This is a genomic window from Pseudomonas sp. GW821-FHT01C01 (genome assembly GCF_059422645.1).
In genome coordinates, this window is record NZ_JBWKXF010000072.1 from 1 (window position 1) to 22,800 (window position 22,800).

The window sequence follows — 22,800 nt, forward strand, 5'->3', positions numbered from 1 at the left end:
TGGCCTCCGAAAGACACCCTGTGAAAGTTTAGAGAGCGATCACAGGGTGTCAGGGGGTAGCCATTTCATTAGTGGTTTTGTGTCGTACACGGGATTTGTGTTCGACACCGATCAATGGTGGGAGCGGGCTTGCTCGCGAAGACGGACTCACAGCCGACGACGAGGGTGGCTGACCCTCCGCTCCCACAAATCCTCAATTGGCCGCCATTGGCCGCGTTCGCAGGCCCTTTTTCACGTCTGCGGGACTCAGGCCGTAGGCACTCTGGAAATACTGGCAAAACCGGCCGACATTGCTGAAGCCGTGTTGCAAGGCTACATCTGTCACTGAAGGCGAGCCCCCCTGGGATAGCGCGGCAAAGGCGCGTTCCAGGCGTACTTGCCGCTGATAGGCAACGATCGAAGTGCCCATGAATCGCTGAAAGCCTTCCTGCAATGCGCGCAGGCTGACGTTGGTCAACTGCGCCAAATCCGTGCCGCTGGCCAGGTGGTCGGGATGCGCCTGAATGTACTCGACGGCCAGCTTCACATGCCGCGGCGCTATCAGAGGGGAAGGGCGCTGAAGGGCTTCGGTGAAGTTGTGCGGCCAGGCTTCCAGCACCGCATCGACCAGCATTTCGCGCAGGCGCGAAGGCATCAGCGAACCAGTGTTGATCAGCAGGTCGAATTCGCTGCCCGTGGCCAGTTCAATCAACGCCCGGATGCCCTGCAAGGCCGACACATTCAGATCCACCACCGGCTCGAAATGCACCTTCTGCAAGATAGGTTTGCCCAGCAGCATTGACAGACGCTCGGTGATCAGTCGACGGCTGATCGAAATCCCGTGCTGTGCGTGATTATCGACAAAGCGCGCCGAGCGGACCTCGGCCTTGTCGATCGCCAGGCCGACCTGCGCGAAACCTACCGACTCGGTAACGTGGTTGAAGATGATCTTGCCGGCGGTGGGAATGACGAACGTGATTTCATCCAAAGGGGCGGGAAACGCCACCGTGAAGTCACCGCGATAGTGCATGCGGCGAAAACTGACACCTTCGTGCCTGCCATAGACCCCGCCGATGATGATGTTTTTCGGCGGCGGCGGAGAATCGGAATAGAGGTTGCCGAACAGGTTTGAGAACAACGTGCCAAAGTCGTCGCAGCGCATGTCGTTGGACCTGATGATGATTTGCTTGCGCGTCGTGCTTGAGTACACCTGAAGTGTCACCTTGAGCGGAGGGGCAAAGCCCCGGTACAGGGAACTGGCGATCGGAGATCGGGCGGGTGCGGTTCGGAAAGGCGTCAGGACGTTATCAGTGAGTAATGACAGGTTTGTGACCGGGGCTTTTACCAATGCCGTCGCTGGACCCGTTTGCACTCACCCGACGCCACCGCTCGCACTGAACAACCGGTGGCACGAGCGGTAACGGGGGCGTGGGCTGACCTGGAGTGGCCGCGGCTATTTCACCGGCTCTCCAGGCTTGATATCCCCGCAAAAAATATCGACGTTGCCATCGGTCGAAGCCGTTCGCACGACCACCGAGTATTTGCCGGCAAGCAGGGTTTGCAGCGGGACAGGTGCGGTTCTGGAAAAAGTCCAGCCACGTACGGGTTGGCGTTCGGTGTTGACGGTGTCGTTCATCGCGTAGGCGACTGCCCCGGGTTGCTGGCAACTGCCGTTATAGATGAAAGAGTAAAGACGCAAGGGCAGGATAACCCCGGTTGGAACACCGCTGACGAAGAAACTGAGCCCGGTTTTCTGGTCATAGCCTGTCAACGTGACGGTGCCGATCTGACCGGCGTTTTGCCGGGTGGCGACCAACGTTACGTTCACGCCGTGGTTCGATGAAGTGGCGCAGCCGAAAAGGCTTGCCGTCACCATGAATGCTGCCACTGAGATTTTGAGCTTCATTGCCAAACTCCTGAGTTGAAGAACTGCAATGGGGGAGTTAGCGGGTATAGCGCATTTATCGCCTTCGTGACGTCGTCCATATAAGGCTTTCTATTTTTGAACGGTGATGCCGGGGTGGCTGTCTCCTTCGCCAGCCATTTGGCGGCGTAGCCGTGGAAACCGGCTACATTTGTAACTGGTCGAGCCTGCGTGGATTGCCTGCTGGCACACGCCCTTCGATGCCGACGAAGGTTTGCAATGGTTACGCGTGCAGTTAAAGGATTGTGCGGTCAGTTGAGCCCACTCATCATCCGCATGGACGATTGGCGACTGGAGTAACTGATGAATCAACAAGGCAGCCATCCGCAAGAGCGGATTCCAGGCACTCCACAGCGGGGTAGCGTGCGCAGCCTGTTGATCCCGGAATGGCTCGGCAGTTACCGGCCAGACTGGCTGCGAGGCGATGTGGTTGCCGGGCTGACGGCAGCGGCCGTGGTCATTCCCAAGGCGCTGGCGTACGCCACCATTGCCGGCTTGCCAGTGCAGGTCGGGCTGTACACGGTGCTGGTGCCGATGGTGATCTACGCCGTGCTCGGCACGTCGCGCCCGCTCAGCGTCAGCACCACGACCACCCTGGCCATTCTCGCCGGCTCCGCGTTGGGCCAGATCAGCCCCGATGGCGATGCGGCAACTTTACTGGCGGGTTCCGCCACGCTGGCCCTGATGGTGGGCGCGATCCTGATCGTCGCGGGGCTGCTGCGCCTGGGCTTCGTCGCCAATTTCATTTCCGAGCCGGTGCTGGTGGGTTTCAAGGCCGGCATCGGCGTGGTCATCGTGCTCGACCAGTTACCGAAGCTGCTGGGCACTCACATCGACAAAGGGGGCTTCCTGCACAATCTGCTGGCCACCTTTCAGAGCATCGGTCACGCCTCGCTGCCGACCGTGGCAGTCGGCGTGTTCATGGTTTTGCTGCTGGTCGGCATGAAGCGTTTTACGCCGAGACTGCCCGCCCCGTTGATTGCGGTGGCGCTTGGCATCATCGGCATGAGCCTGTTTGGCCTGGAACGCTTTGGTGTGTCCGCCGTCGGTGTGGTGCCGATCGGGTTGCCCGCGCCAACCTTGCCGCTATGGTCGCTGGCCGAAACCCTGTGGCCTTCGGCGATGGGCATCGCGCTGATGAGTTTCACCGAAACCATCGCGGCGGGGCGAGCTTTCGCCCGCAGTGACGAGCCTGCACCACAGCCGAATCGGGAGCTGCTGGCCACAGGCGTTGCCAACATCGGCGGCGCGTTTCTCGGGGCCATGGTCGCGGGTGGCGGGACCACCCAAACGGCAGTGAACCGCTTGGCCGGTGCCCGTTCGCAACTGGCCGCACTGGTCACCGCTGCACTGGCATTGGGCACTTGCCTGCTGCTGGCACCGCTCATTGGCCTGATGCCCAACGCCACGCTCGCTGCCGTGGTGATTGTGTATTCGGTGGGCCTGATCGAGCCGGCGGAATTTCGCGAGATCCTGTCGGTTCGCCGTACTGAATTTGCCTGGGCCGTGGTGGCCATGATCGGTGTGATGCTGTTGGGCACGCTGCAGGGGATCGTCGTGGCGATCGTGGTTTCGTTGCTGGCGCTGGCCTATCAAGTCTCGGACCCACCCGTGCACATCCTCGGGCGCAAGCCTGGCACCAATGTGTACCGGCCGCAGTCCGCCGAACACGTCGACGACGAACACTTTGACGGGCTGCTGTTGCTTCGGCCTGAAGGCCGGATTTTTTTCGCCAATGCCCAGCGCATCGGCATGAAGATGCACCCCTTGATCGAGGAAGCAAAGCCTGCCGTGGTGGTTCTGGACCTGCGCAGCGTGTTCGACCTGGAATACACGGCCCTGAAAATGCTCACCAGCGCTGAGCAGCGCATGAGTGAGAAAGGCATTTCACTGTGGCTGGTGGGTATGAGCCCCAGCGTATGGGACATGGTCATCAAGGCACCCTTGGGCCATACGTTGGGCGAGGCGCGCATGTTCCTGAACCTGGAACTGGCGGTGGAACACTACCAGCGCAGTCGACGTTGAATGAACGCGGCCGGGCGCACTCCGGACGCTGTGTGACGCATTGAAGGAGGTAACGGGTATGGCGAAGAAGGCTGCAACGAAGAGCAAACCGGTTGAGAGCGGCAAGCTCAAGAACAAGGTTTATCTCGAGGAACTGGCGCGGCTGCATGTCGAAATGGTCAAGCTGCAGGAGTGGGTGCAGCACACGGGTGCCAAGGTCTGCATCGTCTTTGAGGGCCGTGATGGCGCCGGCAAGGGCGGGACCATCAAGGCGCTGACCGAGCGGGTCAGTCCGCGGGTGTTCCGGGTGATAGCGTTGCCGGCGCCGACCGAGCGGGAAAAAAGCCAGATGTATGTGCAACGTTATCTGCCGCACATGCCGGCGGCCGGTGAAGTGGTGATCTTCGATCGCAGCTGGTACAACCGCGCCGGTGTCGAGCGGGTCATGGGGTTTTGCAGCGACGAGCAGGTGCGCGCGTTTCTCACCGTGGTGCCGCGAGTCGAGCATGCACTGGTCGAATCGGGAATCATCCTGATCAAGTACTGGCTTGAAGTGAGCCAGGAAGAACAGACCCGACGCCTCAAGGCGCGTATCTCCGACGGGCGCAAGATCTGGAAGCTGTCGCCCATGGACCTCAAGTCCTATAACCGCTGGTACGACTACTCCCGCGCCCGGGACGATATGTTCGAGGCCACCGACACCGAATTCGCCCCTTGGCGGGTCGCCAACTCGAATGACAAGCGCCGGGCACGTCTGAACATCATCAGCAATGTGCTGAGCAGCATTCCTTACGAAGATGTACCGCGGGCAAAAGTGAAACTGCCCAAGCGCCAAAGTCCCGGAAACTATCGGGATCCGAACTATCCGTTCAAGTTCATTCCGGAAAAATTCTGACCGATGCATTGGGCAGGAGCCAACCCGGGCCGGCTCCTGCTGCATGCCATCAGGCCTTGATTACGTACCTGTTGTACGAGAGGCCATAACCCGCAGATGCCTTGCGACGTCCGGCAATGGGCCCACCGACAGCGATCAGGTGTGTACCAGTGCGATCGTAAACGAGACCACGATCATGCACGCAAAAGCAAAATTGATATTCATGAGGTTTCCTTCCAAATCATGAGTGACGGCGTCATCTTGAACAGGTCACAGGAAAATAAAAAATTCGGCGTAATGATTTGAAAGATCGAAAAAAATGATACTTGGAAGCGTTTGTCCGGCCGCTCGTTTGTGTTTACCCCGTGCTTTGGCTAACCTCGCATAAACGCGCAACTACACGCACGAACGAGCAAAAACATGCATGACATCCATTCTTCTGTCGAACTTCCGTCAGTCCGCCGGCAAAAAATCCTGTTGATCCTCGAACGTGACGGCAAGGTCATGGCCTCGGAGTTGAGCCAGCATTTCGCAGTGTCCGAAGACACCATCCGCCGCGATCTGGCGGAACTGGCCAGTGCCGGCCTGGTGCAGCGAGTACACGGCGGGGCATTGCCGCGGCCCAAAGACACGGGCAAGGACTATTTCACCCGGATCAGCGAAACCGACGAGGTGAAAACCCATCTGGCGCAACTGGCGGCGCGACGGGTGCAGGACGGTCAGATCGTGGTGTTCGATTCCGGTACCACCACCTTGCAGATCGCGCGTTCGCTGCCAGCGGACATCGCCATTACCGCGATCACCGCATCGCCGATGACCGCCATTACCTTGTCCGAATACAAGGGCATCAAGGTGATTCTCGCCGGCGGCCAGCTCAACCCGGCGACGATGTCGGCCAGCGGCCACGAAACCCTGCGCCTGCTGGCGGGCATCAAGGCCGATCTGCTGTTTACCGGGGTGTGCGCGATTCACCCGCAGGTGGGACTCAGCTCACTGCATTTTGATGAAGTGCCGGTGAAACAGGCGATGCTCGACTGCGCCTCCCACGTGATCGCCGTTACCACTGCCGACAAACTGGGCGCGGTGGAGCCGTTTGTGGTCGCGCCTTGTAACCGCGTGCATACGCTGATCACCGAGCAGCATGTAGCGTCAGGCAATGTCGAGGACTACCGGGCGCTGGGGATTGAGGTGATGCAGGCTTGAGTGTTCTTTTGTGGGAGCGGGCTTGCTCGCGAAGGCGGCGTGACTGCAGCTGAATGTGTGTTGAATGTACCGGCCCCTTCGCGAGCAAGCCCGCTCCCACAGGGGGTGTTTGCCGGCCTCGATATTTGTGGTCGACATCAATCCCTGTGGGAGCGGGCTTGCCCGCGAAGAGGCCAGCACAAACAACATCAATGCCGGATGTGCAGCCAATGGCTCAGCGCAGGCGCTCAAGCATCTGGTAGTACCACATCCCGGCGGCAAGCATCGGATTGCCGAGCAGGTCGCCCATCGGCACGCGGATGTGCTGGCAGGCGGCGAAGGTGTCGAACTGCTCCATTTGCCCTGTGATCGCCCGGCCCATGATTTCACCCATGATGTGGGTGGTGGCGATGCCGTGGCCGGAGTAGCCCTGGCAGTACCAGACGTTGTCCGACAGCTTGCCCAGTTGCGGGATGCGGTTGATCACGATGCCCATCGCGCAGCTCCACTGGTAATCGATGGCCACGCCTTTGAGCGCCGGGAAGGTCTGCTCGATGCACGGGCGCAGCTCGGCGGCGATGTCGCGTGAATCCTTGCCGCTGTAGTTGGCGCCGCCGCCGAATAGCAGGCGACCGTCAGCGGTGAGGCGGTAGTAGTCGAGCACGAAGCGGCAGTCGTAGACCGCCAGGTCTTCGGGGTTGATCTGTCTGGCCAGATCGCCCAGCGGCGCGGTGGTGACGATGCCGCCCATGGCCGGGAAAATCTTGCCCTTGAGCTTGCCCGGTTCCAGCTTGTGGTAGACATCGCCGGCCAGCAGCACCTGATTGGCGTCGATGTGCCCGTGGGCGGTACGTACTCCAGGCGTGTCTCCATGGATGATCTCCAGCACTTCGCTGTTTTCGAAGATCAGCGCGCCCAGGCTTTCGGCTGCGCAAGCTTCACCGATGCACAGGTTGAGCGGGTGCAGGTGCATGTTGCGGGTGTTCTTGATCGCGCCGTGGTAGAGGTCGCTTTGCAGCAAGTCGCGTACCTGGCTGCGGTCGAGCAGGCTGACCTCGTCGCCCATGCCTCGGTGCACCGCCTCGTTGTAATCCTTGCGCAAGCCGTCCATGTGCGCGGGTTTGTACGCGGCATGCAGGTGACCGTGCTTGAGGTCGCAGGCGATGCCGTACTTTTCCACGCGCTGCCGGATGATCTGGTGCCCGCGCCAGCGCAGGTTCCAGATGAAGTCGTCGACTTCGTCGCCGATGGTGCGGCGCATCTGTTTACGCATGGCTTCATCACCCGACAGGCTGCCGGTGACCTGGCCGCCATTGCGTCCGGTGGCGCCCCAGCCGATCTTGTGGCTTTCGACGATGGCGACCTTCAGGCCTTTTTCCGCCAGCTCGACGGCGGTGGCCACGCCGGTGAATCCGCCGCCGATGATCACCACGTCAACCTTGTGCCGGCCTTGCAGCGTCGGGTAATCGGTGTCCTGGTTGAGGGTGGCGGTGTAGTAGGAATTGCAACGTTGAGTCATGTCAGTGTCCAGGCAGAATTGGGAGAAACCAATGCCGGTCAGGCGAGCGCAGTCATTGTGGGAGCGGGCTTGCTCGCGAAAGCGGAGTGTCAGTCACCACAAATGCTGAATATGCGGGCCTCTTCGCGAGCAAGCCCGCTCCCACAGGTGCTGTGTATGGCTGAGCGTGTAAGGAAGGCGCTCGCCAATCAGGCGAGCAGGGCGCTATCCGGCGGACGTGCGGAGTGACGCAATTTTGAACGGCGCAGGGCCATGGGCAGGTTGACGATGCGCTTCATGCAATGCCGTCCACGGCCAGCAGCGAGGTGGCCAGGTTCGAGGGGTTCAGCAGGTGCTGATCTGACGGCAAAGTACGCATGGCGCAGGGTTCCAGCGGCGGAAATCGTCGGTGGCGAGTAGAACAAGCCATCCGGGGATGGCTGGATACTAGGGAGGATTGTGGCGCGTGTAAATGTTTGCTTCAGAACATCAGGTGCACACCGAGACCGATCAACCCGCAGCCGATCAAGACCTCGATCACTCCGCGTTTGAATCGAAGCAAGGCAATACCCGCCACCATGGCGATCAGCAGCGACGGCCAGTCCAGTGGTCCTTCGAAGCCTTTGGGCCACAGCACGTGGTAGCCAAAGAAACAGGCCAGATTGAGAATTACACCAACCACGGCGGCAGTAATGGCCGTCAGCGGTGCGGTGAATGTGAGTTCGTTGTGCGTCGATTCCACCAACGGCCCGCCGGCGAGGATGAACAGGAACGAAGGCAGGAAGGTGAACCAGGTCACCAGCGTGGCGGCCACGGCACCCGCGACAAAGGCCTGATCCGGGCCGAAGACCTGATGCACGTAGGCACCGATAAAACCGACGAAGGCGACGACCATGATCAACGGTCCGGGAGTGGTTTCACCGAGCGCCAGGCCGTCGATCATCTGCGTCGGTGTCAGCCATCCAAAGTGGCCAACCGCGCCCTGATACACATACGGCAGTACGGCATAGGCGCCGCCAAAGGTCAGCAGCGCAGCCTTGGTAAAGAACCAGGCCATCTGGGTCAGCGTGCCTTCCCAGCCAAACAGCGCGGTGAGCATGGCCATGGGCAGTGTCCACAAAATCGCACCGATAACGGCCAGGCGCGCCAGTTTCAAGCTGCTGAAACGGGCGTGTTCAGGGGTTGGGGTGTCATCGTCGATCACTGCCGGGCCGAAGGATTTTTTCGCCGCGCTGTGGCCTCCGGCCCTGAATTTTTCCGGTGCCAGTCGTCCGCCGAAAAATCCGATGACCGCCGCGCCGAGCACGATCAGCGGAAACGGCAAATTGAGTACGAAGATGGCCACGAAGGACGCAGCGGCGATGCCCCATAACCAGCCGTTCTTCAGCGCCCGCGAGCCGATCCGGTGAGCCGCCTGCACCACGATGGCCGTGACCGCCGGCTTGATCCCGTAAAACAGTCCGGCGACCACGGGCACTTCACCAAAGGCGATGTAAACCCAGGACAGCGCAATCAGGATGAACAACGACGGCAACACAAACAGCACGCCAGCGATCACACCGCCCCAGGTCCGGTGCATGAGCCAGCCGATGTAGGTCGCCAACTGCTGAGCCTCAGGCCCGGGCAGTAACATGCAGTAGTTGAGGGCGTGCAGAAAGCGCCGCTCGGAGATCCAGCGCCGGCGTTCGACCAGTTCCTGATGCATGATCGAAATCTGCCCCGCCGGCCCGCCAAAACTGATGAAACCGAGCTTGAGCCAGAACAAAAAGGCTTCGCGCAGGCTGATGGACCGGGGCTGCGGCACATCCTGTTCGGTGATCGGGGAGGGCGTGGGGCTCAAGCGGAAACTCCTTGTGCAGAGAAACTTTGAGCCAATGACTGTAGCTACGCTGGAGCGTGTTGCATAGCCGCTTGAGGCTGCGTATCTGTCCAGCGCTCGACGGCTGATCGGTCGCTGTCACGGGCATCGACCCAATGTGTGCCGGACGCTCCGTCTTCACGCTTCCAGAACGGCGCGCTGGTTTTCAGGTAGTCCATGATGAACGCACAGGCTTCGAAAGCGGCTTGACGATGCTGGCTGCTGACGCCGACAAAAACGATCGGCTCGCTGATCGACAACGGGCCGATCCGATGCACGACCTCCACGCTTCGCAGTGGCCATCGAGCCTTGGCGTCGTCGATGATTGTTTGCAGCGAGCGTTCGGTCATGCCCGGGTAGTGCTCCAGAAACAACCCGGTGACCGCCTCACCCTGATTGATGTCACGCACGTAGCCGACGAAGTTGACCACGGCACCCACGCCCGGATCGTTCGCCTGCAGGCTGTCGATCAACTGGCTGATGTCGAACACTTCACGCTGGACCCGAACCGTCATGCCTCAACCCCCGGTGACCGGTGGGAAAAAGGCGATCTCGTCATAGTCCTCGATCACCCGGTCCGGATGGCACAGCTCCTGGTTCAGCGCACACATCAGGTTGCTTTCACCGAGCACATTGCTCCACACCTCACCGCGAGCCATCAGCAATCGGCGCACGTCTTCGATGGTCTTGAGGTGATCGGTCAGTGGCAGTTTTTCACCGCCCAGGTTGAGCTGCTCGCGGTAACGGGCGAAGTAATTGATCAGGATCATTGTGCGTCCTCGAACTTGAAATGACCGGAGCGGCCACCTTGTTTACTGAGCAGGCGGATGTCATCGATGACCATGCCGCGGTCCACTGCCTTGCACATGTCATAGAGGGTCAGCGCCGCAACGCTGACGGCGGTGAGGGCTTCCAGTTCGACCCCGGTCTGGCCCTCGACGCGGCACGTGCCGACGATTTTCACGCTGTCCGGTGCGCAGGCCTTGAGTTCGACGCGGATCGAACTGAGCAGCAGGGTGTGGCACAGCGGAATCAGTTCATGGGTTTTCTTTGCTGCCATGATTCCGGCGATTCGTGCGACGGCAAACACATCGCCTTTGGGGTGGCCGTCGCTTTGAATCAGCTTCAAGGTTTCCGGGCGCATCCGGACCCAGGCCTGGGCCAGGGCTTCACGTTGCGTCGGGGGTTTTTCGCTGACATCGACCATGTTGGCGCGACCCTGGCTGTCGAGGTGGGTCAGGCCATTGGGCGGTGAATCTGAAATTTCTGTCATGGGCAGTTCCTGCGCTAGCCAGCGCGGTGATCAGGTGAAGGCATCATGCCGGGCTGTAAATGCGTGGTGCGTTGCGGTGGGGGACGTGAATCAGGTTGAGTCGATGTTTGATCGCCCATTGCACGGTCAGGGCGGTGGGTGCCGACAGACTGACCAGCGTGCCGAGCCTGGCCCTGACGGCTTTGTGGATCAGTTCCAGGCTGCAACGGCTGGTGACCACGGTGAAGCCGCAGCGGCTGTCGATGCCGGCGTGTTGCAGGGCGCCGATCAACTTGTCCAGCGCGTTGTGGCGACCAATGTCTTCGCGGCAGATCAACGCGTTGCCGTGGCTGTCGAAATACAGCGCTGCATGCAGCGCGCCGCTGCTGCGGGCCATTTGTTGTGCCTGTTCGATGCGACTGCGAATGTCGATGAAATGCTCGGCGGGCGGCAGGGGAGCCGGGTCGAGAATGTCCAGTTTCGGCAGTGCCTGCTCCAGCGCTTCCACACCGCACAGTCCGCAGCCGCTGGTGCCGGCCATTTGCCGACGATGGTTCTTCAGTGCCCAGAACGCGCGGCTGGAGATCTGCACGTCGGCTTGAACGGCCTGGTCGAAGTGGGTGAGGCGCAGGTCGTAGATTTCGCTCTGGTTCTCAACGATGTCGTTGCTGACGCTGAAACCACGGATGAAATCTTCGAGGTTGCCCGGCGATACCATCATCACGGCCTGACTCAAACCGTTGAAGGTAATTGCCAGTGCGATCTCGGCGGCCAGCGCTGCCTGACAGACTGTCGCGGCGTTGTCGTACTCGCGAAAGTTCACACTCAGCGGTTTGGGTGCGGGGGCGTTGGTGTCGCTTCTAATATCGGCTTGTTCAACTTGGCACAACATGAAAAAAACCTCGAAGCGCTGAATTGAGTTCAGGCTACGGGTAACTTTTAAAAGCGTCCAATCGCTTGTTCCGATTCGCCGATTGGTGATGTCTATCAGGCTGGTCAAATATGTCCGGTTCGGTTTTATATAAAACCGAAACGTGGTCAGTTAGTCCGGCTGAATAAAGTTCGTGCTTCGGCGAAACACTTCTCGGCAATCGCCGAGCGCGGTTCGGTCTTGCGCATCACCAGACCCAGGGGGGCGAGGACGCTGGCATCCGGCAATTCGATGAACGACAGGTGTTCGATGGGTTCTTCCAGGCCGCTGTCCAGCGGCATGATCGCGCAGCAGAAACCTTCGTGGATCGCCTGCAGCAACTGGTAAGTCGAATCGCTTTCCAGGATCGGCTGCGGGTCCAGTCCGCGGCTGCGAAAGCTCAGGTCGATGGATTTGCGGTAGTGCATGCCGTTGCTGAGCATCCCCAGCGGCAGTTCGGCGGCGTCTTCCCAGCTCATTTGCGTGCCGTCGAAATGGAAGTGGCGGGTGTCGTACAGCAGGCCAACGCGGGTCTCGCCGATCTCGAAAAACTCGAAATAGCTTGGGTTGACGTGATCGAGGTAGCACACGCCCAGGTCCAGTTGATTGTTGCCAAGGCCCTCGATGATCTGGTCGGAACTCAAGGAAGACAGGCTGTACTTGAGCTCGGGAAAGCTGCGGGACAGGCCCTGAATGTAGGTGACGGGGTTGAAACTGCTGAGCGGCACCAGCCCCAGGCGCAAGTTACCGACGAGCTGGCCCCGGCACGCGGCGGCCTCGGCGAAGAGCCCGTCGTGGGCCGCCAGCAGGGTTCTGGCCCACGCCAGTACACGTTCGCCGGCCTGGGTAAAACCCTCGAAGCGCTGGCCCCGGGTGACCAGCACCAGGTCCAGTTCATCCTCCAGGTTGCGCAGGCGCATCGACAGCGTGGGCTGGGTGATGTGGCAGCGCGCGGCGGCCTGGCCGAAGTGGCGGGTCTGCTCCAGGGCGATCAGGAACTTGAGTTGTTTGATGTCCATGACGGCACCTGCTGGTGGGGGAGTGAGGGTAAGTATTGACTCAGGTGCGCAAGACACAAGGCGAGGCAGAAAACATGAGGTGCGGACGATCTCATTGTCTTCGGCGTGCGTCCAATCACTGGTATTTAAGGGGTTATCGATGGGCTCTATCACTGATGCCTTTTCTGGTCTTTTTATATTGATAGATCGGCTCGATAGTCCGGTTGGTTAGAGTGATTAGACACGGCTTGATTTATCGAATTAGTCTCTGAAAGTTATTTAATTTAGCTATTTAATTCATGCCTGCCGGAGAATTCCATGAGCGTCAAACCGGATGCCTTGTTTATACCCCTGAATATTGCCGTGCTGACCGTTAGCGATACCCGTGAATATGCCAATGACACTTCCGGCCAATTACTCGTCAGCCGTTTGCTTGAAGCCGGTCACAGCCTGAGCGAGCGCAACCTGCTCAAGGATGACCTGTACAAGATCCGCGCGCAGGTGGCGCACTGGATTGCCGACGACGGCATTCAGGTGGTGCTGATTACTGGCGGTACCGGCTTCACCGGTCGCGACAGCACACCCGAGGCAGTCGCCTGTTTGCTGGATAAGCAGATCGATGGCTTCGGTGAACTGTTCCGGGCGATTTCGATCCTCGACATTGGCACCTCGACGGTGCAGAGCCGGGCACTGGCCGGGCTGGCCAATGGCACGCTGGTCTGCTGTCTGCCGGGGTCCACGGGCGCCTGTCGTACCGCATGGGAAGGCATCCTCGCCGAACAACTCGACGCTCGCCACCGGCCATGCAATTTCGTGCCGCACCTCAAGCCTGTGCAAGCCTGCGGGACGCGAGGATGAGTCGATCACCTTTGATGCCGGTGGAGGAGGCCATCGACCGTTTGCTGACAATGGCCGAGGCACGCTGGATTGAAGACAGCGAAGCGCTGCCGCTAAGTGCCGCGCGGCAACGGGTGTTGGCCAATGACCTGGTGGCGACTCTCGATCTGCCGCCCTGGCCGAACAGCGCCATGGACGGGTTTGCCTTGAATGTCGACGGCTGGGACGGTGAACCACTGACCGTGTCGCAGCAGATATTTGCCGGTCACGCCCCCGAGGCCCTGGCAGCGGGAACCTGCGCGCGCATCTTCACCGGCGCTCCTGTTCCACCAGGTGCCAACTGCGTGGAGATGCAGGAGAACACCGAGGTACTGGATGACGGGCGTATCCGCTTCAAGCAGCCACTGAGCGCTGGCAGCAACATCCGCCCGCAAGGCCAGGAAAACTGCGTCGGCGATGTGCTGCTGCGCGCCGGCAAGCGTCTCGGTCCGTTCGAACTGGCGGTCGCGGCGGCGCAGGGTTGCACCCATGTGCAGGTGGTGCGGCGACCACGGGTGGCGTTGTTGTCCACTGGCGATGAACTGGTCGAGCCGGGCAATCCTCTCAAGCCCGGCAGCATCTACAACAGCAACCATACATTGTTGAGCCATTGGTTGAATGCGTTGGGTTGCGAGGTCATCGATGCCGGCATTCTCCCCGACGAGCCACGCCAGACGCGGCTCAAGCTCGAACAACTGCAGCACACGGCAGACCTGATGCTCAGCACGGGCGGCGTGTCCGCCGGTGACGCCGACTGCCTTGGCCAGGTGCTGCGTGAGTGCGGCAAACCGTTGCTGTGGAAACTCTCGATCAAACCCGGAAAGCCATTGACCGTGGGCCACTTCGGCCGCGTGCCAGTGATTGGTCTGCCGGGTAATCCGACATCGGCGTTGGTCACTTTCGGGCTGTTGGCCCGGGTTTATCTGTTGCGGATTCAGGGCGTGGAAGACGTCGAGCCGTTGAGTTTCCCGGTCAGTGTCGGCTTTGCCTGGCCCAAACCCGGGAGCCGCCGCGAGTACCTGCGGGCGAAACTCGAAGCCGGTCGAGCGGTGTTGTATTCGAACCAGAGTTCAGGCGTGTTGCTGGGGGCATCCTGGGCGGACGGGCTGCTGGACATACCGGAAGGCTGCACCCTGGAAGTGGGCGACACAGCGCGGTTCATACCCTTCAGCGAGCTGTTTTGAATACAGCAAACATACTGTGGGAGCGGGCTTGCCCGCGAAGAGGCCGGCACATACAACTGAGATGTCGACTGACCCACCGCTTTCGCGAGCAAGCCCGCTCCCACAGTTTTGCTCGTCAGTGAGCGCCATTCTTGCGGCCACCCAAATTACCTGTGGGAGCGGGCTTGCCCGCGAAGAGGCCGGCACATTCAACAGAGATGTCGACTGACCTGACGCTTTCGCGAGCAAGCCCGCTCCCACAGTTTTGCTCGTCAGTGAGCGGCATTCTTGCGGCCACCCAAAATACCTGTGGGAGCGGGCTTGCCCGCGAAGAGGCCGGCACATTCAACAGAGATGTCGACTGACCTGACGCCTTCGCGAGCAAGCCCGCTCCCACAGTTTTGCTCGTCAGTGAGCGCCATTTTTGCGGCCACCCAAAATACCCTGTGGGAGCGGGCTTGCCCGCGAAGAGGCCGGCACATTCAACAGAGATGTCGACTGACCCACCGCTTTCGCGAGCAAGCCCGCTCCCACAGTTTTGATCGTCAGTGAGCGCCATTCTTGCGGCCACCCAAAATACCCTGTGGGAGCTGGCTTGCCCGCGAAGAGGCCGGCACATTCAATAGAGATGTCGACTGACCTGACGCCTTCGCGAGCAAGCCCGCTCCCACAGGTTTTGTGTGTTTCCTGAGTGTCAGTTCAGCACGAAATCCACCGGCTCCAGCTGTGGCGGCAACTCCGTCACGCCCAGGGCAGACAGCACATCGCGTTCGATGTTGCGCACGATGGCGTCGGTGGGCAGGTCGTTTTCGTCGCGGCCGAACGGGTCTTCCAGTTCGTCGGCAATCGCATCCAGGCCGAAAAAGGTGTAGCTGACAATCGCAGTGAAGATCGGTGTCAACCAGCCCAGAGGTTCGGCCATGGCAAACGGCAAAAGGATGCAGAACAGGTAGATGGTGCGGTGCAGCAACAGGGTGTAGGGAAACGGCAGCGGGGTGTGCTTGATCCGTTCACAGACCGCCTGGGCATGGGTCAGGCCGGCCAGGTGGTTGGCCATGAGCGTGTAGCGCCAGTCGTTGATCGCCCCGGACTCATTGAGTGCCGAGCACTGCTGACCGACCTGCATCAGTATTTGCCCGCTGATGTCCGTGGTGTCGCCCTTGGGTATTGGGTGCAGCCAGTCGCCACTGGCGGCCATTTCGTTTTCCCGGCGCAGCCGCGCGTTGAGGGCATGGGCGAAGCCGCAGAGGTTGCTGAGGATCGTGTGTCGTTCAGCCGCGTCCTTGATTACCAGAGTTTCACGAATCATCGAGCGGACTTCCACGATCACCTCGCCCCACGCCTTGCGCGCTTCATACCAGCGGTCGTAGCAGGCGTTGTTGCGAAAGCTCATGAAGATCGACAACGACAAACCCAGCAGGGTGAAGGGCGTTGCACTGACCTTGGAAAAGTAGCTGGGATGCAAGGTTTCAATGAGCACGATGGCCGAGGCGAGCAACGTCACCATCAGGCTGCGCCAGGCAATGCGCTTGGCGATCGAACCCTTGAGGGACGTCAGGACGCCGATCAGGTTGGGTTTGGGTCTCACGATCATGGGTTTCAGCCGCCCGTCATGTTCATGAAGCGAACGACCTGAACATCGTCGTTCACTTCGAAGTTGTGTCGATAAGGCTTGAGCTTCATCGCCTCGATAATGGCTTTTTCCAGGCGCTCGGGCTGTCCGGGGTGGCTGCGCAAGACAGCCTTGAGATCCACCGAGTGCTCATTGCCCAGGCACAGCAGCAGACGTCCTTCCACGGTCAGCCGCACCCGATTGCAGGTGCCGCAAAAGTTGTGGCTGTGGGGTGAGATGAACCCCAGGCGAATCTGCGGCGCCTCGGCCAGGCGCCAGTAGCGCGATGGACCCTGGGTCGACTCGGCGGAATCAATCAAAGTGTAGTGTTCGGCGATGCGTTCGCGGACCTGGGCGCTTGCGAAAAACGATTCGGCGCGGCTGTGCTCGTCGATGGTGCCCAATGGCATTTCCTCGATGAAGGAGATGTCGAGGTTACGGTCGATGGCGAAGCTCACCAGATCATTGATCTCATGGTCGTTGCGGCCCTTCATCACCACGCAATTGAGCTTGGTGTTGCGAAATCCGGCCTGGTTGGCCGCGTCGATACCCTTGATCACCTGCGCCAGGTCGCCGGTGCGGGTCAGTTCGCGAAAACGCTGTGGGTCCAGGCAGTCGAGGCTGATATTGAGGCGCTTGACCCCGGCCTCGAACAACGGCCCAGCCAGTTTGGCCAACTGCGAACCGTTGGTGGTCATGCACAGTTCACGCAAGCCGGGCAGGGCGGCGATCTTCTCGCACAGTTGCACCACGCCCGGACGGATCAGCGGCTCGCCCCCGGTCAGGCGGATCTTGCGGGTGCCCAGCGCCACGAAGCTTTGTGCCGTTTGATAGATCTCTTCCAGGGTCAGCACCCGTTGCCGGGGCAGAAACTGCATGTCCTCGGCCATGCAATACACGCAACGGAAATCGCAGCGATCGGTCACCGACATCCGCAGATAATCCACGCGCCGGGAGAAGCCATCGATCAAGACTCGTTCTGACATGACATCCTCGCTTGGTGTTGAATGGACTTTTGTAGGAGCGAGCTCTGCTCGCGATGGTCGTTAACGGTTACGCGTGCTTGCTGGCTGAACGCGGTGCTCTTGAGTCCATCGCGAGCGAGCTCGCTCCTACAAAAAAAAATGCGCTGATAACGGATTTGTTGAGCGCAGGCTAAGAGCAACTTGTCGGCCCGTCCAATCACTATTGGCAACCGGTTGATCGAGTGCATCTATGATGGATCAAGTTACTGTGAAGACGGATGTTTAAATATTTTAAGTAATTGAAAAATAACAATAAATATCGATGATAAATATCCTCGATCATGTGGTCGTAAATAGCGATTAGACAATAATTAATCGCTGTTCATATGCTTTTCTCCGTCAAACGATCAATGGCCTGAATCAGGTCACGGAGAAGTACCATGTCTCAAGTCGACCGCTACAAACCCTACAAAGGTGCCGCCGCCGGTTGGGGTGCACTGATTGCTGTTACCAAGAACTGGCTGGGCAGTGAAAACGCGCTGAAGAACATTCGCGCCATGCTCAAGACCAACCAGAACGGCGGCTTCGACTGCCCCGGTTGCGCCTGGGGCGAGTCGCCGGAAAACGGCATGGTCAAGTTCTGCGAAAACGGCGCCAAGGCCGTTAACTGGGAAGCCACGGGGCGTTTGGTTGACCCGGCGTTCTTCAACAAATACAGCGTCTCGGCGTTGGCCGGGCAGAGCGATTACTGGCTGGAGTATCAGGGCCGTCTGACCCACCCGATGCGCTATGACGCGGCCACCGACCGTTACGTGGAAACCACCTGGGACGAAGCATTCGCGACGATCGCCCGGCATCTCAATGCGCTGGAATCGCCGGATCAGGCCGAGTTCTACACCTCGGGCCGGGCCAGCAACGAGGCCGCCTTTCTCTATCAGTTGTTCGTCCGGGCCTACGGCACCAACAACTTTCCGGACTGCTCCAACATGTGCCACGAAGCCAGCGCGGTGAGCATGATTGAGAGTCTCGGCGTGGGCAAAGGCACCGTGGTGTTTGACGACCTGGAACATGCCGACGCGATCTTCGTCATCGGCCAGAACCCCGGCACCAACCACCCGCGGATGCTCGAACCGTTGCGCGAAGCGGTGAAGCGCGGTGCCCAGGTGATCTGCATCAACCCGCTCAAGGAGCGCGGACTGGAGCGCTTCCAGCATCCGCAGCACCCGATCGAAATGTTGATGAACGGCTCCGAGCCAACCAACACCGCGTACTTCCGCCCGGCACTTGGCGGCGACATGGCGGTCATGCGCGGCATGGTCAAGTTCCTGCTGCAGTGGGAGCGTGAAGCACAGGTCAGCGGCGGCGAACCGGTGTTCGACCATGAGTTCATCGCCGAACACACCTCGGGAATGGGGGCCTACCTGGGCGAAGTCGACGCCACCAGCTGGGAGCACATCGAGCAGCAGTCGGGCATGTCTTTGGCTGACATCGAGCTCGCCGCCCGCATGTACGCCCGGGCCAAACGGGTGATCATGTGCTGGGCGATGGGCCTGACCCAGCACACGCACTCGGTGCCGATGCTGCAGGAAGTCATCAACCTGATGCTGCTGCGCGGCAATGTCGGCCGTCCGGGCGCGGGTCTGTCGCCGGTTCGTGGTCACAGTAACGTGCAGGGCGACCGCACCATGGGCATCAACGAGCTGGCGCCTGCCGATTTGCTCAATGCCCTGGAAAAACGCTTCTCCTTCAAGCCGCCGCGTGAACATGGTCACAACACCGTGATGGCGATTAGCGCGATGGAGCAGGGGCGTTCGAAAGTGTTTATCGCCCTGGGTGGCAACTTCGCCCAGGCCACCCCCGACACCCCGCGCACCCACGCTGCGTTGCGCAAATGCGATCTCACCGTGCACATCGCCACCAAGCTTAACCGCAGCCATCTGGTCACCGGCCGTGAGGCGCTGATCCTGCCGTGCCTGGGCCGTACTGACATCGACATGCAGGCCGAAGGTCCGCAGGGCGTGACCGTGGAAGACACCTTCAGCATGATCCACATCTCCCACGGCCAACTGAAACCCAAGTCGAAACATTTGCTGTCGGAACCGGCGATCATCGCCGGCATCGCCGCCGCGACACTGGGCAAGCACCCGATCGACTGGAACTGGGCCATCGGCGACTACGGCCGCATCCGCAACATGATTGCCGACACCATTCCGGGTTTCGAAGATTTCAACCGGCGTTTGCTGCATCCGGGCGGTTTCCACATGCCCAACGACGCGGCCAAACGCATCTGGAAAACCGCCAGCGGCAAAGCCCAGTTCACCCCGAGCGTGCTGCCGGAACATCTGATCAGCGAGGGTGTGCGCAACCTGGCGGTCAAGCCGCACCTGATTCTGCAGACCATGCGTTCCCACGATCAGTACAACACCACGCTGTACGGCCTGGATGACCGTTATCGCGGGGTCTACGGCATGCGCGACGTGGTGTTCGCCAACGAGCAGGACATTCGCCGGCTGGGTTTCGAACCGGGGCAGAAGGTCGACCTGGTAGCGCTGTGGGACGACGAGCGCGAACGTCGGGTCAGCGGTTTCACCTTGATCGCCTATGACATTCCGGCCGGTCAGGCGGCGGCGTACTACCCGGAGACCAATCCGCTGGTGCCGCTGGAAAGTTACGGTGACCGCACCTTCACCCCGACTTCCAAGTTCGTCGCCATCCGGCTGGAGCAGGCCAGGGCCAGCAGCCTGATTTCGACGTCCGCCGCCTAGCACCGGGGCGCTCATTACAACCCCTTTCACTGTAATGACTGTAGGAGCCGGCTTGCCGGCGATAGCGGTTCGTCAGGCGACACCTGTGTCGATGGCCATTGCGCAATCGCCGGCAAGCCGGCTCCTACAGGTTTATCTCCTTTAAAGCCTCGATGAGGACTTCGACATGTTTAACCTGGAGGCACTGGACCTGGCGCGGATGCAATTCGCGTTCACGGTTTCGTTCCACATCATCTTTCCCGCCATCACCATCGGGCTGGCCAGTTTTCTGGCGGTGCTCGAAGGGCTCTGGCTGAAAACCCACAACGACACCTACCGCGATCTCTACCATTTCTGGTCAAAGATCTTCGCCGTCAACTTCGGCATGGGCGTGGTCTCGGGGCTGGTCATGGCCTACGAGTTCGGCACCAACTGGAGCCGCTTCTCCGACTTCGCCGGCAGCATCACCGGGCCTTTGCTGACCTATGAAGTGCTGACGGCGTTCTTCCTCGAGGCCGGTTTCCTCGGGGTCATGCTGTTCGGCTGGAACCGGGTAGGGCGCGGCTTGCACTTCTTCTCGACGGTGATGGTCGCCATCGGCACGCTGATTTCGACCTTCTGGATTCTAGCCTCCAACAGCTGGATGCAGACGCCACAGGGTTTCGAGATCGTCGACGGTCGCGTCATGCCGCTGGACTGGCTGGCCATCGTGTTCAACCCATCGTTCCCGTACCGCCTGGCGCACATGGCGATTGCCGCGTTCGTGGCCACGGCGTTCTTTGTCGGTTCGTCGGCGGCGTGGCATCTGCTGCGCGGCAACGACACCCGGCAAGTGCGCAAAATGCTGTCGATGGCGTTGTGGATGGCGTTGATCGTCTGCCCGATCCAGGCTGTGGTCGGTGACGCCCACGGCTTGAACACCCTGGAGCATCAACCGGCGAAAATCGCTGCCATCGAAGGGCATTGGGAAAACAACGGTAGCGAAGCGACGCCGCTGGTGCTGTTCGGCATCCCCGACATGCAGGCCGAGAAGACCAAATACGCCATCGAAATCCCCTACCTGGGCAGCCTGATCCTGACCCACAGCCTCGACAAGCAGATCCCGGCGCTCAAGAGCTTCCCGAAAGAGGATCGCCCCAACGCGACGATTATTTTCTGGAGTTTCCGCGTCATGGCCGGGCTGGGCATGTTGATGGTGCTGGCCGGCGTGCTCGGCCTGGTCCTGCGTCGCAGCGGTGCCATCTACCGCAACCGCTGGTTCCTGCGCCTGATGCTGTGGATGGGCCCAAGCGGCCTGATCGCCATGCTTGCCGGCTGGATCACCACGGAAGTGGGGCGCCAACCATGGGTGGTGTATGGCCTGCAACGTACCGCGAATGCCGCGTCCAATCACAGCGTCACGCAGTTGAGCCTCTCGTTGGCGCTGTTCGTGGTGATCTACTTCTCGGTATTCACGGTGGGTATCGGCTACATGATGAAACTGGTGGTCAAGGGGCCGAAACCCCATCACGAGCATGCGCCCGAGGGGCATGTCGATCAGGTCATCACACCGCGCCGGCCGCTGTCCGCCGACGCCGAAATCCTCGAAACCGACGCCCGCGTCAATTGAAGGAAGGGAGTTGAGTCATGGGTATTCAAGGTATCGATTTATCGCTGATCTGGGGCGTGATCATCGCCTTCGGTGTGATGATGTACGTGATCATGGACGGCTTCGACCTGGGGTTGGGCATTCTGTTTCCGCTGATCCCGGATGCGAAGGAGCGCGATGTGATGATGAACACCGTGGCACCGGTCTGGGACGGCAACGAGACCTGGCTGGTGCTGGGTGGCGCGGCGCTGTATGGCGCGTTCCCGCTGGCCTATTCGGTGATTCTGGAAGCGTTGTACCTGCCGCTGATCCTGATGTTGTGCGGCTTGATCTTCCGCGGCGTGGCGTTTGAGTTTCGCTTCAAGGCCAGCCCTGAAAAACGTCATGTCTGGGACATGGCGTTCATCGGCGGTTCGCTGTTGGCGACCTTCTCCCAGGGCGTGGTGATCGGTACTTACATTGCCGGTATCCCGGTGGTCGACCGCCAGTTCGCCGGTGGTTCGCTGGACTGGCTGGCGCCGTTTCCATTGTTCTGTGGTTTCGGTCTGATCATCGCCTACGCGCTATTGGGCAGCACCTGGTTGCTGGTCAAGACCGAAGGCATGCTGGAGTCGCGGATGCGCCTGTTCACCCGTCCGCTGGCCTGGCTGTTGTTGGCGGTGATCGGCGTGATCTGTGTGTGGACGCCGATCCTCCATCCGGACATCGCCACGCGGTGGTTCGCCCATTCGCACCTGGCGGTGTTCGGTGGCCTCGCGGTGCTGGCCTTGCTGGCGATGTTCGGCTTGCTCAAGACCCTGCGCCAACGCCACACCCATTGGCCGTTCGCCTTCACCCTGATGCTGGTGTTCCTTGGTTACATCGGCCTGGCGTTCAGCCTCTGGCCGAACATCGTGCCGCCGTCGATCAGCCTGTGGGCGGCGGCGTCACCGCCAACCAGCCAGTTGTTCATCCTGATCGGGGCGCTGTTCATTCTGCCGATCATCCTGATGTACACGGTCTGGAGCTACTACGTGTTCCGCGGCAAAGTGAGGATTGGCGATGGCTACCATTGATTCGAATCAAACGGCACCCGCGCGCTGGTACAAACGCCTGGGATGGCTGGTGGTGATCTGACTGGGCAGTGTGGCTGCGCTGGGAGTGGTGGCGGGGGTGTTGCGGATGTTGATGCACGCGGCGGGGATGAGTTCTCACTGAAGCGTGCTGCCAGACAACCGAAATGGCAGCGGTGACAAATGACCTGTGGCGAGGGAGCTTGCTCCCGCTGGACTGCGCAGCAGGCTAATGCCGATCAGTTAAGCCACAACGCAATCTGTAGCAGCTGGCGTAGCCTGCGTCCGGCTGCGCAGCAGTCGTAAAATCAGCGTTCGCGG

Annotated in this window: 19 protein-coding genes and 1 pseudogene; 9 read left to right on the forward strand and 11 right to left on the reverse strand. The window is 60.4% G+C overall.

The window, feature by feature from the left end; all coding sequences use genetic code 11:
- Nucleotides 1–193: 193 nt before the first annotated feature.
- Both AC07XF_RS26900 and AC07XF_RS26905 read right to left on the reverse strand, forming a co-directional pair.
- On the reverse strand, nt 194–1,141 hold the full coding sequence (locus AC07XF_RS26900; RefSeq protein ID WP_495028917.1) for an AraC family transcriptional regulator: 948 nt from the start codon (nt 1,139–1,141) through the stop codon (nt 194–196).
- Nucleotides 1,142–1,432: 291 nt separating this feature from the next.
- On the reverse strand, nt 1,433–1,885 hold the full coding sequence (locus AC07XF_RS26905; RefSeq protein ID WP_495028918.1) for a hypothetical protein: 453 nt from the start codon (nt 1,883–1,885) through the stop codon (nt 1,433–1,435).
- Nucleotides 1,886–2,206: 321 nt separating this feature from the next.
- On the opposite strand from AC07XF_RS26905, the gene AC07XF_RS26910 reads away from it, so the two are divergent.
- From AC07XF_RS26910 to AC07XF_RS26920, 3 genes are all read left to right on the forward strand, one after another.
- On the forward strand, nt 2,207–3,928 hold the full coding sequence (locus tag AC07XF_RS26910) for a SulP family inorganic anion transporter (protein WP_495028919.1): 1,722 nt from the start codon (nt 2,207–2,209) through the stop codon (nt 3,926–3,928).
- A gap of 58 nt (nt 3,929–3,986) precedes the next feature.
- The gene (gene ppk2 / locus AC07XF_RS26915) at nt 3,987–4,802 is read left to right on the forward strand and encodes a polyphosphate kinase 2 (protein ID WP_495028920.1); all 816 of its coding nucleotides are present in this window, start codon (nt 3,987–3,989) and stop codon (nt 4,800–4,802) included.
- A gap of 399 nt (nt 4,803–5,201) precedes the next feature.
- On the forward strand, nt 5,202–5,984 hold the full coding sequence (locus AC07XF_RS26920; protein ID WP_495028921.1) for a DeoR/GlpR family DNA-binding transcription regulator: 783 nt from the start codon (nt 5,202–5,204) through the stop codon (nt 5,982–5,984).
- Nucleotides 5,985–6,198: 214 nt separating this feature from the next.
- Here the strand turns inward: AC07XF_RS26920 and AC07XF_RS26925 are convergent, their stop codons facing one another.
- The 7 genes from AC07XF_RS26925 to AC07XF_RS26955 all read right to left on the reverse strand — a co-directional run bounded on the left by AC07XF_RS26925 (nt 6,199) and on the right by AC07XF_RS26955 (nt 12,500).
- Nucleotides 6,199–7,482 carry an NAD(P)/FAD-dependent oxidoreductase gene (locus tag AC07XF_RS26925; protein WP_495028922.1) on the reverse strand — a complete coding sequence of 428 codons (1,284 nt, stop codon included), beginning with the start codon at nt 7,480–7,482 and terminating at the stop codon, nt 6,199–6,201.
- A gap of 460 nt (nt 7,483–7,942) precedes the next feature.
- Entirely contained in the window at nt 7,943–9,301 is a 1,359-nt protein-coding gene (gene chrA / locus AC07XF_RS26930; protein ID WP_495028923.1) for a chromate efflux transporter, read from the reverse strand.
- Nucleotides 9,302–9,345: 44 nt separating this feature from the next.
- Nucleotides 9,346–9,834 carry a molybdopterin synthase catalytic subunit MoaE gene (gene moaE / locus AC07XF_RS26935; protein ID WP_495028924.1) on the reverse strand — a complete coding sequence of 163 codons (489 nt, stop codon included), beginning with the start codon at nt 9,832–9,834 and terminating at the stop codon, nt 9,346–9,348.
- A gap of 3 nt (nt 9,835–9,837) precedes the next feature.
- Nucleotides 9,838–10,089: a molybdopterin converting factor subunit 1 gene (gene moaD / locus AC07XF_RS26940; RefSeq protein WP_495028925.1), complete on the reverse strand. Its 252-nt coding sequence runs from the start codon at nt 10,087–10,089 to the stop codon at nt 9,838–9,840.
- Entirely contained in the window at nt 10,086–10,592 is a 507-nt protein-coding gene (moaC, locus tag AC07XF_RS26945; protein WP_495028926.1) for a cyclic pyranopterin monophosphate synthase MoaC, read from the reverse strand. Before moaC ends, moaD begins: the two co-directional genes overlap by 4 nt.
- A gap of 43 nt (nt 10,593–10,635) precedes the next feature.
- Complete coding sequence (gene fdhD / locus AC07XF_RS26950; RefSeq protein WP_495028927.1) at nt 10,636–11,463, reverse strand: formate dehydrogenase accessory sulfurtransferase FdhD; 828 nt, start codon at nt 11,461–11,463, stop codon at nt 10,636–10,638.
- Nucleotides 11,464–11,609: 146 nt separating this feature from the next.
- On the reverse strand, nt 11,610–12,500 hold the full coding sequence (locus AC07XF_RS26955; protein WP_007982109.1) for a LysR family transcriptional regulator: 891 nt from the start codon (nt 12,498–12,500) through the stop codon (nt 11,610–11,612).
- 297 nt (nt 12,501–12,797) lie between these two features.
- On the opposite strand from AC07XF_RS26955, the gene moaB reads away from it, so the two are divergent.
- On the forward strand, nt 12,798–13,337 hold the full coding sequence (moaB, locus tag AC07XF_RS26960) for a molybdenum cofactor biosynthesis protein B (protein ID WP_495028928.1): 540 nt from the start codon (nt 12,798–12,800) through the stop codon (nt 13,335–13,337).
- The gene (locus tag AC07XF_RS26965; RefSeq protein ID WP_495028929.1) at nt 13,334–14,539 is read left to right on the forward strand and encodes a molybdopterin molybdotransferase MoeA; all 1,206 of its coding nucleotides are present in this window, start codon (nt 13,334–13,336) and stop codon (nt 14,537–14,539) included. The genes moaB and AC07XF_RS26965 overlap by 4 nt, the downstream gene beginning before the upstream one ends.
- 673 nt (nt 14,540–15,212) lie before the next feature.
- On the opposite strand, the gene AC07XF_RS26970 is transcribed toward AC07XF_RS26965, so the two are convergent.
- The gene (locus AC07XF_RS26970; RefSeq protein ID WP_495028930.1) at nt 15,213–16,112 is read right to left on the reverse strand and encodes a bestrophin family protein; all 900 of its coding nucleotides are present in this window, start codon (nt 16,110–16,112) and stop codon (nt 15,213–15,215) included.
- Between the two features lie 5 nt (nt 16,113–16,117).
- On the reverse strand, nt 16,118–17,116 hold the full coding sequence (moaA, locus tag AC07XF_RS26975; RefSeq protein ID WP_495028931.1) for a GTP 3',8-cyclase MoaA: 999 nt from the start codon (nt 17,114–17,116) through the stop codon (nt 16,118–16,120).
- 419 nt (nt 17,117–17,535) lie between these two features.
- Here moaA and AC07XF_RS26980 point away from each other — a divergent pair, with 419 nt between their 5' ends.
- The 4 genes and pseudogenes from AC07XF_RS26980 (at nt 17,536) to AC07XF_RS26995 (ending at nt 22,624) form a co-directional block, all read left to right on the forward strand.
- The gene (locus tag AC07XF_RS26980) at nt 17,536–19,860 is read left to right on the forward strand and encodes an FdhF/YdeP family oxidoreductase (RefSeq protein ID WP_495028932.1); all 2,325 of its coding nucleotides are present in this window, start codon (nt 17,536–17,538) and stop codon (nt 19,858–19,860) included.
- A gap of 166 nt (nt 19,861–20,026) precedes the next feature.
- Nucleotides 20,027–21,448 carry a cytochrome ubiquinol oxidase subunit I gene (locus AC07XF_RS26985; RefSeq protein ID WP_495028933.1) on the forward strand — a complete coding sequence of 474 codons (1,422 nt, stop codon included), beginning with the start codon at nt 20,027–20,029 and terminating at the stop codon, nt 21,446–21,448.
- A 17-nt stretch (nt 21,449–21,465) separates the two neighbouring features.
- Nucleotides 21,466–22,482 (forward strand): cytochrome d ubiquinol oxidase subunit II, encoded by a 1,017-nt coding sequence (gene cydB, locus AC07XF_RS26990; protein ID WP_495028934.1) that lies wholly within the window; start codon nt 21,466–21,468, stop codon nt 22,480–22,482.
- A pseudogene (locus tag AC07XF_RS26995) lies at nt 22,469–22,624 on the forward strand (DUF2474 domain-containing protein). Before cydB ends, AC07XF_RS26995 begins: the two are co-directional and overlap by 14 nt.
- Nucleotides 22,625–22,800 lie beyond the last annotated feature (176 nt).